Here is a 12782-nt window from a genome sequence, read left to right as displayed (position 1 = left end):
GGGGGATTTTACCCCCTATTTTTCTTCTGTGCGGATCACGTTAAAATCCCGGTTAAAGGAATGGCGGTATTTTTTAATATATTCTGAAGGAGGCATTCCAAAGAGTTTCACAAACTGCGCCCTAAAATACTTGATATCTCCGATGCCTACATGAAAGGCAGCCTGGCTAACATTCATACTTTCCGTTAACATCAGCACCGCTGCCCTCCTCAACCGGATGGAGCGGATAAAGGCATTGAGCGACTGGCCGGAGATGGATTTTACTTTCTGGTATAAGCCGGAATGGCTCATGCCCATCAGCTTGGAGAATTGTTTGATGGTAAAATCCTCTGCTTCCAGGTTGGCTTCTATCACGGTTATACATTTCTGGAGAAAGTCCTGGTATTCCGCCGGAACTTTTACACTGGTTTTCTTCAGGGTGATATTATCCAGGAAATAGCGCTGCAGGAGACCCCGGTTTTTCAGAAGGGTATCCAGCCTGGCCAGCAGCAATTCCGTATCAAAAGGTTTGGTAATGTAATCGTCTGCCCCGCTTTCGATCCCTCTTAATTTAATATGTGTTTCCGTCATACCCGTGAGGAGGATCACGGGAATATGGCCGGTACTTTCCGTTTCCTTTATTTTACGGCACAATTCCACGCCATCCATTCCAGGCATATTGATATCACTGATAATAAGGTCCGGGATGAGCTGCTGTGCAATACGGAAACCATCTTCACTGTCCGTAGCCGTATAAAGCAGGTACCGTTCAGCAAATACCTGTTGGAGGTAGTCTTTGATCAGGGGGTTATCGTCAATTAGTAGAATGGCCTTTTTCCCGGTAACGGTTTCTTCCGCCGTCATGCCTTTTTGCTCATTCACTTTATTTGTTTTCAGCGGCTCCACATCTTCCCTGAGTTCCTCCAGCAGTTCATGTTCCTTCACCTGTTCCTGCAGCAGGTGGTCAGCAGGCAAATGGGAGGAGCCTTTTAGCAGGGTAATGGTGAATACGCTCCCTTTGTCCGGAACGCTTTCGCAAACCACGGTACCCTTATGGCTTTCTACAAAATGTTTCACCAGGTATAAACCAATGCCGAATCCCATTTTATGGGAGATCTTACGGGAGTCCGCCTGCCGGAACTTCTCAAACACCCGGGTGAGGTCTGCCGATTCGATCCCGCAGCCATTATCCCGTACTTTGATCATTACCTCACCGGCCTGGTCTGTTACTTCCAGGGAAATGCTGCCGCCCTGGGGTGTGAACTTAAATGCATTAGAAAGAAGATTGAAAACAGCGATCTCTGTTTTTTCCTGGTCGAGGGATAATTCCAGGGGACCTTCCGGTGCAATGAACTGGTAATTGATCCCTTTAACTTTTGCCTGCTGTGCAAAGCAACGGAATACTTCATCGCAAAGTTCAATCACATCCAGCCGGGAGATCTTCAGGAGATCTGCTCCGCTATCTGCTTTCCTGAAAAGCATTAACTGGTCCACCAGGTTCAGCAGGCGGCGGGCATTACGGTACACCACATCCAGCTCCGGATCATTTCCGTTGCTGTGCTGCACCATTTCTTTCACCGGGTTAATGATCAGGGTAAGGGGTGTTCTGAATTCGTGAGAAACATTGGTGAAGAAAGACAGTTTCCTTTCATTCAGTTCTTTTTCCTTTTCCTTTTCCAGGTGCGCCAGTTTCACTTCATACTGCAAACGCTGCTTTGCAGCCGTATAACGGATATACAGCCAGATGCAGCCTGCCGTGAAACTGAAATACAAAAGATAAGCCCACCAGGTACGGTACCATGGTGGTAACACAACAATCTTCAGCGCCGTTACCTCCTGCCCCCATTTACCCTGTGCATCGGTTGCTTTGATCCGGAAATAGTAAGTGCCTTCCTCCAGCCAGGAATAGTTGGCCGTATGCACACTGTTACTGTAATTCCATTGTTTGTCCCAACCGTCCAGGAAATAGGCATACTTTATCTTATCGGAAGCATCATACTCCAATGCAACAAAGTTGAACGAAAGGGAAGACCGGTTATAAGGGATGCGGATGGCCTGTACATTTTCCAATGTTTTTTCCGTAATGAAAGAACTGCCGGAGGTAAGGGATTTCCCGTCTATCCGGATGTCCGTTAAAAGCAGCTCCGGCGGAGAAACCTGTCCTGTGACACTATCCGGATAAAAGATATTGAAACCTCTTATGCCGCCGAAAAGGAATTCCCCTGAACGCAAGGCAGCCGCAGCATGAAAACTGAACTGGTTACTTTGCAATCCATCCTGTGTTGAAAAGGGCCTGAACTTAAACTCTTTGGTATCCATCCGTACAAGGCCTGTAAAAGAACTGAGCCATAAATATCCCTGTCCGTCTTCCAGGATCCGTAACACAATATTGCTCTGCATGCCATTGCTCTCATCAAACCGTTTAAAAGTACCCGTTTCGCGGTTAAATAAAAGCAATCCCCCACCCTGCGTACCGATCCAGAAATTCCCTTTTTTATCTTCATGGATACAGCGGGCAGTATGCCCCAGTTCATAGACCTTATGTTGTTTGGAAACACGGTCTATCTTTATCAGTGTGGTGTAGTTTCCGCCCCATAGGTTACCGGCACTGTCTTCTCCCAGGCATTGTATATTCACAATACTCCTGTCGAATACTTCAAAGGTATTGGTGGTTTTAGAAAAGCGGTATAAAGTGCCATCGTTTGTAGTGCTTGCCCAGAGGGTCTTTTGTTTATCTTCATACAACAACCAAACCCTTTTCTCCTGGCAGGTATAATGCTCAAATGATCCCGTTCTTTTATTAAACCGGGAGATCCCGCCCAGCCAGGTGGAGACCCAGATGTTATTCTCCGCATCGTTGATAATGCTGGTAATGAAATTACTGCCGATGGTGTTTTTATTGGCAGGATCATGTGTATAAACCGTATGGGTATTTTGTTTGCGGTTCCAGTAACGTAAACCTCCCCCATCTGTTCCTATCCATATATTCCTGTCCGCATCTTCGCAGAAAGAGAGGATGAAATTATTGTTAGGGTTATTATTCTTCTCATCTTTATAGACAATTGTTTTGAAAGGGTCCGGGTGTGGCTCCACTACATTGATCCCTCCCCTCAGCGTGCCTATCCATTTACGTCCCTCTTTATCCTCATAAATGGAATACACGGCGGCACTATTGATGAGGGATTTGCCATCCTGGGAGATGAAGGGTTTTGCTTTGGCGGTGGTGCCATCATAAAACAGCACACCTTTTCCATCTGAAGCGATCCACAATACGCCCTTCCTGTCAATGCAGAGGGAAGTGATCTTGCAGGTCACATCTATATAGTTGGCGGACAAAGTATCCGTTTTCCTGTTATACCTGAATAAACCACTCTCCGTTCCTATCCAGAGGTCACCGGAGACATCTGTTTTGATACAGCTCCCCTGCCGCATGGACTGGTTCACGATAGTAACCACTGTATCTGTGGGCGCATACCTGCACAGCCCTACATTCTGTACAAATAACCACAGGCTTCCGTCTTTCGGATCTTCTTCCAGCGCCGTCACCTGGTAGCTGTTCAATTTATAACGTGCATCCACCAAAGGGATCTGGCGGCCGACAGGGTTTCCGGATTTAAATTGCAACAGCCCCGCCATTTCTGTTCCTGCAAAGATGGCTCCCTTCTTAGTTGTAATGATGGTAGTAACGGAAAAGGAAATATTCTTCTTAACAGGGCTGCCACTTTGCGTATAATAAGCAGGAGCAAACAAACGGCGCCCCGGATCGTATATGCTGATCCCGCTCCTGTTCACGATCCATAAATTATGTGCCGCATCTTCCGTGAGAGAATAGATCTCATTCCCGTTCAGCGAAGTGGTATCATTGATCTTGTTCCTGAAAACAGTGAAAGTGCTGCCATCGTATTTATTCAGTCCATCGTAAGTGCCAAACCACATAAAACCTTTATGGTCCTGGAAAAGACAGGTTACTACGTTATTGGACAAGCCATGTTCTATCCCTATATACTTTACAGGAGGGTCTGCTGCGAATAATGCAACCGTGAAGCAAAAGAGAATAAGCATAACTACCGCCGCTTTTCTGACGCAGAACAACATAACGTGCGATTTAGATCTGGAATGGCCTCTCACTACTAAGATAACGCAATTTACATTCCAGCCCTGTTTTCCTCCTCGTTTTTACTGTTCTGCTTTCCTTTGTGTGTAGACCTTCCAAAGCTGTAATTCAGCGTAGCCACTACTCTCCTGTTACCAAACCAGTGGGAAAGTTCATTATTCAGGATCTGCTTCTCCCGGAATATGTAGTATACCCGGTAGGTATCCAGTATATCATAATAACTGATCTTGGCATTCAGCTTTCCTTTCATCCAGCTTTTCTGCAGGCTCAGGTCAACGCTGCCAAGGGGTTTTATCCGATAGATACCATTACCGCTACGGGATTTGTAATAATAAGTGAGGTCGAAAGTGATGGCATGAGGCAGTGTGAACACCTGGCTTCCTGAAATGGTGTAATCAGTGATGGGGATGGTATAAATAATATCGTGATAGGGTGTTTGTTCTTTCCTGTAACCACCTCTGATGCTATGCTGCATCCGCCACCAGGGTTTGGGAGAAAGCGGGAAGCTAAACTCTATAGCGGCAAAGTCGCCATAAGGCAGGTTGCGGCCTAAGTATTCCAGCTCATTGGTGGCACTGTCGTATTCAGGATACCGGGCCATGGGACTTAACTCACGGCCTACCTGCACCGCCACGTTAAAGCTTTTATGCGAATAAGTGAGGCTCAGCGTATTTGTCTGGGAAGGCTGCAGCTGCGGATTACCCACTACGTAATTAAGCGGGCTGAGATAAAACCGGAAAGGGTTCAGCTGTGTGAAATTAGGTCTCGTCATCCGGCGGCTGTAAGAAAGATGCAGTTGCTGTGTTGCATTAATAGCATAAGTAAAGAGGAAACCGGGCAGCCAGTTCAGGTAATCCCTTGTAATGGTATCTGCCACGCTGTGTGTATGTTCCGCACGTAAGCTGAGGGTATAGTTCCATTTACGCCAGCTCCTTTCATAAGAAACATAGGCTGCGGAAATATATTCGTCATACTGAAAATTATTAGTGCGGCTGCTGTCCAATCCAAAATCATTATTCGGGAGCAGTGTATCATAACGAAGGTCGTTCTTAGTAGTGGTATAGGCGAACTTGGCTCCTGCCCCCACTTTCCCTTTCCATACCTGTAAAGAAAGATCGGCCTGCGCCATGCGGATCAGGATGTCATTTTTCAATGCAGTTTTCCAGTAGTCCAGTAACGTTTCTGCTTCCCTGTTCTGAATATCCTCATACTGCCGGTTGCTGACTTTTGCAACAGTACTCAGCAGATCCAGCTGATGATTCCCGAACTGAGCGGTATAATTGAGATTGGCGGCATAGTTACGTTGTTTGGGTGCGGAAATGTTAATACTATTAGTATGGAAGACGATTCTTTTAGCAGATGAATCCGTAGCGAAAAGTGTATTGAAAGCATCCACATCCCGGTTCAGATTAAAAACCCTCAGCCCCACATCTATCCGTTGCCCCTTCCTGAAACTGTATTCCGCGCCTAACTGGTAACTTAAATTATTATTACCGGTAAGCGTTTCCGTATTGGTGGCCATGATGTTTGTATTCGCCTGATGCTGTAAAGCGGCATAACGATGTACTGTGGTACCGGCTCTGTAACCCAGGCGGGCTGTATAAGCAACCTTTCTTGTCTTGTAACTGAGCTGAACCGTATTTTCAGATAAGGTATGATTGTTCCTTTGGAGGCTGAGGAATGCATTTCCTTTCCAGCCTAAGGTCTGATCACGTTTCAGCTTAATATCAATGATGCCTTTGTATTCTCCGTCATACCGGGAAGAAGGATTGGTGATCACTTCTATGGAGGCAATCATTTCCGGGGTGAGGCTGGCCAGGTATTGCTGTAATTCTTCCGCATTCATCAACACCGGTTTCCCATCAACAAAAACTCCCGGCGTGATCCTGCCGGACATGGTGATAGTGCCATCCCCGTTTACCTCCAGGCCCGGTACTTTTCTTAGTATATCAAATGTATTGGCCGAGGCGGTAAAAAGTTTGTTCCCGGAAACGCTTAAGATCAGTTTATCCCCGGTTCGCTGAATGGCAGGCCTCCCGCCGGCAACAACCACTTCGTCCAGCAAACTGGCATCGGCGGCCATGAGGATATCCCCCAGGTTTCCTGTTTCCGCCGGTTTCCAGGTTTCCTTATACCCCAGGGTGGATAAACGCAACAGGTAAGTACCCGCCGGTATCCCGGAGAATTGAAAAACACCGGCAGAATCAGATACCTGTCCTGCTATCAGCGTAGTGTCTTTTAAAGATAACAGGCTCACGGTAACGAAGCCTATGCCCAGATGCGTTTTGTCGTCCACCGCTTTACCACGGAGAACAGTTTGCGAGAAAACAGGAAATTGTAAGATAAGCAGGCTAAAGAACAGGGATACCCGTACCATCATCTTTGTTTTCCGCAAACCTAAAAATGGAATGGATAGCCGGGGTGCAGGTTCCCTGAATCAGGCGTACGGATTTATAAAACCGTACTCGTTATAACTGATTTTCAATGCTTTCTCTATACGGCACCGGTCACAGATCAATGCTTTTGCAATACAGCACCGGTCACAGATCAACGCTTTCTCAATACGGCACCGGTCACAGATCAATGCTTTTGCAATACAGCACCGGTCACTGCCCAATGCTTTCTTTATAAAGGGCCGGCGTCATATCCTTGATCTTCCGGAACGCCGCATAGAAGGTAGACTTCGAATTATACCCCACTTCATACCCGATCGCTTCAAAAGTAAGCCGCTCATTGGTGGTGATCAGCTTACAGGCTTCCGCGATCCTGTATTCATTGATATAGGTAGAAAAGCTTTTTCCGAGATTGTCATTTAACAATTGTGACAACTGGTGCATGGAGATATTAATATGCTGCGCCAGGTCGTTCAGTTTCAGGTTGGGATCTTTATAAAGCGCCTTATCATGGATCACTTTCTCCAGCTTATCGATCCACACACTGGCATCCGTTTCTGCGATCTTCTTCCTTTCCGGTTTACCATTGTTCTCAAACCCCGCCCCTGATAAACTAAAGAAAACCGTGAGGAATAACATGAAAGTGAAGCAGATGCCGCCACTGATATAGATCCCATGCACTACCCTGAAGAATGCCAGCAGGTAAGCCAGGAAAATAAGACAGTTGCCCAGGAACAGTATCAGCCAGAATTTCTCCGTGTCGCTAAGTGCTGAGGGGTTCACAAATAAAGTCTTCAGCACCTGTTTCAGTAAAAATCCCGTAGCCACCAGGTAACAGGGCCATTGCAGGTAAATAACGTACACAATGATGTTATTCCATACATCAGGACGGCTATGATAAGGGAACAGCATACCCACCACCACCACAGTGCCCAGCAGGATGCCCCAGATCCATTTCCACGAATTGGGGATCCCCGTACTTTTTAGCAATACCGCTTTGAAAAAGTAATATAAAGAAGGCCCTATAAGGAAACAGGCAGACAATCCTATCTGTAAGCATATTTTAGGAAGGCCGGGATTGAAAAACAGGAATACTGATTTTGTTACCCGGATACTGAATGCCAGCAGCAGCAAACCCAGGAAAAAGGAGGCTACGGACCTTCTCTTCTTACTTAAGAAAAGGTAAACGCTCAGGATAATGCCGTTAAATGCGCCTAAAGCACTGACAAGAAATAATAATTGCCGATCAAGGTCCATAGTATAAACGGGTTAAACAGAAAACCGGGCTTCCCGCGTATGCGGAAAAGCCCGGTTCAAATATAAATGTATCCCTCTATTATACCAATCCCTGTATGGATTGAATAAGCGTTTTTTTGTTAAACGGTTTTTCCAGGAAAAGATCAGCACCGTTTTCCAATGCAACATCTTTAGCAGCAGCATCTACTCCGGAGATCATAATGATCTTTGTAGCTGGATATTCCGCCCTGATGAAGTTAATGAAATCAATACCGTAGCCATCCGGCAACCTGTTATCCAGTAATACAACAGAAGGCGCTTCCTGTTGAAAATATTCCACAGCATCGGAAATTGTTTGCACATGATCTATCTCCATCCCTTCCCCATCAAGCAGGAGATTGATCAGTAAACACATTTCCCCCTCGTCTTCCACGATCAGTAATTTTTGTTTGCGAATGGTATCTGTAGCGGCATTTGTCATAAAGCTGGCTTTAAAGGTTTGTGTTAATAACTTAAAAACCATACCAACAATTAAAAGAAAAACTTTAGGCAACCGAATAGTTGCCTATATTTGCAACCTAATGGTTGCCTAACCCATTAATAATCTACCATGAGAAGAGATGTATTTCAGGCAATAGCCGATCCTACCAGGCGGGAGATCATTGGCTTGATTGCCCAACAGGCCATGACGCACTCTGCCGTGGCAGACAGTTTTGACGTGAGCCGGCAGGCTATTTCAAAACACATTAAGATCCTCACAGAATGCGGCCTTATTGTGATCAAACAACAAGGAAGAGAAAAGTACTGCGAGGCTAAACTGGACAGGCTGAAAGAAATAGCATCCTGGGTGGAACAATACAACAAATACTGGGAAGTGAAACTAGATTCACTGGAGAGATATTTAGATAAACTTCAAAAAGATAAAAAACATGGCAGAAAAAAGTAAGTCCTTCCGCCAGGAAGGCAATGCACTGATCCACACCAGGTTACTGAATGCTCCCCGCGAGCTGGTATGGGAAGTATGGACGGAACCCCAACACATCAAGGAATGGTGGGGTCCCAACGGGTTTACCTTAACCCACCGCTCTATGGAAGTAAAAGAAGGCAAAACATGGGATTTCATCATGCATGGCGGGGGGCAGGATTGGGACAACAAGATCGAATACCTGGAAGTAGTAAAGCCCTCCCTTCTGAGGTACCGCCACGGAGATGGCAAAGGCGAATTGAGTTTTATGGTAACTGTTACGTTTGAAGAGGAAGACGGTAAAACACTGCTTACCATGCGTTCCGTATTCAAGTCAGAAGAAGTGATAGCTATGCTCGACAGAGAGGTGAAAGCAATAGAAGGTGGTAAACAAAACCTGGACAGGATGGAAGAATACGTTAAAAGGCAACTGGAAATACGTAAGGATTCAAAATGAACGTTGTTACCAACGTTCATTTTGTAAAAGGGAAGGCGCAGCTAAACAGCTGCGCCGTTCCTCTTTACATCTTTAACAGTATGGAGCCCCCCGCAATCTTTTGCGAGCTGAGATCAAACACTTCCAGGAAATAAATACCTTTTCTCAACGAAACATCCGGCACTACCGTAAACCGGTGTAAGCCATTCGCAAACGTAGTATACAATACTGTTCCATTGAGTGCATGTAGCGTGAGTTTATAACTTTTAGCTGCATCCAGCCCTTCTACAACAAACTGTGTAGTGAACGGATTCGGATAAACGAAAATTGCGCTTTTATTATCGAAGTCTTTACCCGGAATACCGGATAAGAATGTTTTGAGTATGCGGATGTTATCTGTTGCTGTGCTATCTCCTATGCGCAGCCTTACATAAATATCGTTCTCCCTTTTGGTCAATGCCGAAGGATGAAGTTTTAATACGGAATCAGCACCCTCCGGCCTGAAGAGGTCTGTAAACGCAGCATCCTTCGCAAAAGTGAAAAGCCCCGGGCCATTTCCATGTGCAGTGAGCACAACCGTATCGTTGTTATTATTGATGATATTCCTGTTGGCAGACAAAGTAACCACCGGCTGCAAAGGAACCGCAGCAGCAGGAAATAACCTGTAAAGAGAATCTGCATAAGCAGCAAACCAGGTAGCGTTATTATAAAAAATACCAGGTATCAAGCCTCCATTCCACATAATAGGAACAAGGTGCCTGGATGCACTGTCCAGTGCCGTGTAATGAAAACCATTCTGCCACATATAGTCATTCTTCCTCACCAGCAGGCCGCCTGCGTCATTCACACCCCAGATCTCGGGATACACATAGGATACATTCCTCGCTCCTATCTGCTGAAAACCTAACCTTCTTCCCCCATCAGCCCCTCTCACATATATATTCGTTTCCGCAACAGAATAAGGCCAGATCCCCTGTCTGTCTACAGACACAAAAGCCACATGCCCATTATTAAGATGATATTGCCTTTTAGGAAACACCTGCTGATGCACGCCACGCAGTATGGCTACCGTATCCGTTGTAATGCCATTGTAAAGATAAAGTGTGGGCGACTGCTGTGCTTTCTCCATCATATACAATACCTGCTGCTTATCTATTTCCGCGTAAAGAAATCGTTCTGCGGTTGTCTCTCCTGTCGCAAAAGCCGCAACAACCCCATTCTGATATTTATACAAAGTATCATTGAGGCTATACAGGTACCAGCCTTCAGGGGACATGGCAAAGGTCCCCGGATTGGTAGATACTCTTACCACTTCTTCCCGTGGCCGCTTATGATAGAAATATCCCCAACTGGTAAACAAGGCATAATTGCCTCCTACTTCCACACTGGTAGCCTGTTTTTCTATCTCTGTAAGTTCATTGCCCCGCCATTCATACAATGCTACCATACCTGAAATTGTAGAAGCCGTAGTTATGAATGCACCGCTATCTGTTAACCATCCGCGTTTGATCTGTTTCTCCGCAAAGGCAGGCGGGCTATTCAGCGGAATATCAATGATATCCGGTGTGTTAAGCTGATGAATATGATAAGCACTGTCCCGCCAGAAAAGCAGGCGGTTACCTTTAAAGTCCAGCACTTCTGCCGGTCCGCCGGGGATATCATAATAAAATTGCAATTGCGCATATGCGCTCAGTTCAGTTAGCAACAGTAAGCTAAATAAGAGGTAGAGTTTTTTCATAAAGACGGGGTTGAGGGTTTTACTAAAATTACTTTCAATTCCGATGAAAAACGATACTTGAACAAGTAGTTATTTGATCATGAAAAAAAGCCGCCGCCAACTGTGCTATTTTCGCCGCCGGCTCACCCGTTTCCGGGAATGGCTAAACAGCAGTTCAGCTGTTTACAGATATGTTGACTTTTGAGGTAGTAATATTTCCTTACCCCGGTATGTATCAGAAGATCAGCATATTACTTTTACTGCTGCTTGTTAGTCCCCTTTTCCTGCAGGCACAAAATGTGGAACAGTTATTACGTTCCAAACCCTTTGGCTTCTCCGGCAAAGTGGACGTAAACACCATTTTCTATAATGCAACAGGTATCTCCAACAGGTACCTTCCTTTTAACTATGTTATTTCCGGCGCTCCTGTTATTTCCATTTACGGTATGCAGATACCATTTTCCTTTATTATTGGCAAGCAGCAGAGCAGCTTCACGCAGCCCTTTAACCAGTTTGGCTTAAGCCCCTCTTATAAATGGATCACGGTACATGCCGGCTACCGGAACCTCAGCTGGTCCCCCTTAACCCTGGGTGGGCATACATTCCTGGGAGCGGGTGTGGAACTAAACCCCGGCAAATTCCGCTTTGGCGCCATGTATGGGCAGCTGAACAAAGCCACTGCACTGGACACAGCACAAAGCATGTATTTCTCCAATTTTTCTTATAAACGTACCGGCATGGCCGTAAAGATAGGCGTAGGTACAGAAAACACCTTCTTCGACCTGATTGCTTTAAAGGCAAAAGATCATGAAGGTAGTATACAGGGTAATAAAGGGCTGGCAGACAGTCTCAGTATAACACCCGCAGAAAACACGGTGGTAGGTTACAAGATGCAACTGAGCTTCTGGAAACAACGGCTCACTTTTGAAAGTGACGGCGCACTCAGTCTTTATACAAACGACATCAACGCCATCCCTTTGCAGGACTCCTCATTCGACAAAGCCGTAAAAAGATTCAGCAACCTTATACCCGTAAACATCAGCAGCGAACTATTCAGCGCTATACAGGCCAGCATACGTTATAAAGCAAAATACTTCTCCCTCCGCCTGCAATACCGTCACATAGATCCCGGATATCAATCCATGGGCGCTTATTTCCTAAACAATGATCTGGAGAGTTATACCGTTGCACCCGCATTTACACTGTTAAAGAACAAGCTGCGTTTCAGCGGAAGCCTGGGTATACAGCGGGATGACCTTGCCAATGTAAAAAGGGCAAAGGCCAATAAGGTGATCGGGTCTGCCAATCTGAGTGCAGACATTACAAAACAACTGGGTATCGATCTTAGCTTCAGCAATTACTCTGTTAATCAGACAATAAAAACAGTGCGTTTTGCAGACTCCCTGAAAGTGGTGCAATCCAGCCGCCAGTTGTTTTTCATGCCGCATTATATGATCCCCGGCATCAACATGTCCCACAACATCACCTTTTCCGCCAATCTCAGCCAAGCTAAAGAATTGAATCCTGCCAGGGCTGATAGTATAAATGGCGATATCAATACCAATAATTATGCACTTAACTATCAGCTGAATTTTATCCGCGAACAACTGGGTGTTTTCATGTCTTTAAACCATACAAAAATGAAAAGCCAGGTACTCCAGGATGGTAATATGGGTGTTACGCTCGGCGGCTCCAAAAGCTGGTTGAAGAACAAACTGAACATTTATGTTACAGGCGGGTACCTGTTAAGTAAAAGAAATGAAGAGAAAGGACATATCATTAACGGAAGCATGCAGGGCCGGTACAATATTTACGGTCCGCATGCCTTTCGTGTAAGTGCTTTTTATACGGTGAACACCCCTGATCATCCTTCTGTATCCTATCCTAAATTTTCAGAGTTAAGGGCAGAAGCAGGTTATGGTTTTTCATTCTGATGTAAACTA

8 protein-coding genes are annotated in these 12782 nt (G+C 45.6%); 3 read left to right on the top strand and 5 right to left on the bottom strand.

Features of this window, described 5'->3' with window-relative positions:
* Positions 1 to 15 precede the first annotated feature (15 nt).
* From AAHN97_RS05510 to AAHN97_RS05495, 4 genes are all read right to left on the bottom strand, one after another.
* On the bottom strand, positions 16 to 4041 hold the full coding sequence (locus tag AAHN97_RS05510; protein WP_343306555.1) for a hybrid sensor histidine kinase/response regulator transcription factor: 4026 nt from the start codon (positions 4039 to 4041) through the stop codon (positions 16 to 18).
* 83 nt (positions 4042 to 4124) lie between these two features.
* Entirely contained in the window at positions 4125 to 6470 is a 2346-nt protein-coding gene (locus AAHN97_RS05505; protein ID WP_343306554.1) for an outer membrane beta-barrel protein, read from the bottom strand.
* A 229-nt stretch (positions 6471 to 6699) separates the two neighbouring features.
* Positions 6700 to 7743, bottom strand: a complete 1044-nt coding sequence (locus AAHN97_RS05500; protein ID WP_343306553.1) for a helix-turn-helix domain-containing protein — start codon at positions 7741 to 7743, stop codon at positions 6700 to 6702.
* Positions 7744 to 7822: 79 nt separating this feature from the next.
* Positions 7823 to 8203, bottom strand: coding sequence for a response regulator (locus tag AAHN97_RS05495; RefSeq protein WP_343306552.1), 381 nt, complete (start codon positions 8201 to 8203; stop codon positions 7823 to 7825).
* Between the two features lie 129 nt (positions 8204 to 8332).
* Here AAHN97_RS05495 and AAHN97_RS05490 point away from each other — a divergent pair, with 129 nt between their 5' ends.
* Positions 8333 to 8668 carry an ArsR/SmtB family transcription factor gene (locus AAHN97_RS05490; protein ID WP_343306551.1) on the top strand — a complete coding sequence of 112 codons (336 nt, stop codon included), beginning with the start codon at positions 8333 to 8335 and terminating at the stop codon, positions 8666 to 8668.
* Positions 8652 to 9143, top strand: coding sequence for an SRPBCC domain-containing protein (locus AAHN97_RS05485; protein WP_343306550.1), 492 nt, complete (start codon positions 8652 to 8654; stop codon positions 9141 to 9143). The genes AAHN97_RS05490 and AAHN97_RS05485 overlap by 17 nt, the downstream gene beginning before the upstream one ends.
* 64 nt (positions 9144 to 9207) lie before the next feature.
* On the opposite strand, the gene AAHN97_RS05480 is transcribed toward AAHN97_RS05485, so the two are convergent.
* Positions 9208 to 10860 carry a T9SS type A sorting domain-containing protein gene (locus tag AAHN97_RS05480; protein ID WP_343306549.1) on the bottom strand — a complete coding sequence of 551 codons (1653 nt, stop codon included), beginning with the start codon at positions 10858 to 10860 and terminating at the stop codon, positions 9208 to 9210.
* Positions 10861 to 11069: 209 nt separating this feature from the next.
* Here AAHN97_RS05480 and AAHN97_RS05475 point away from each other — a divergent pair, with 209 nt between their 5' ends.
* Positions 11070 to 12773, top strand: coding sequence for a hypothetical protein (locus AAHN97_RS05475; RefSeq protein WP_343306548.1), 1704 nt, complete (start codon positions 11070 to 11072; stop codon positions 12771 to 12773).
* The last annotated feature ends 9 nt before the right edge of the window (positions 12774 to 12782 follow it).

Source organism: Chitinophaga niabensis (assembly GCF_039545795.1).
GTDB lineage: Bacteria > Bacteroidota > Bacteroidia > Chitinophagales > Chitinophagaceae > Chitinophaga > Chitinophaga niabensis_B.
Note: the sequence above shows the minus strand (reverse complement) of the source record. Positions and strands in the feature narration are given on the sequence as shown.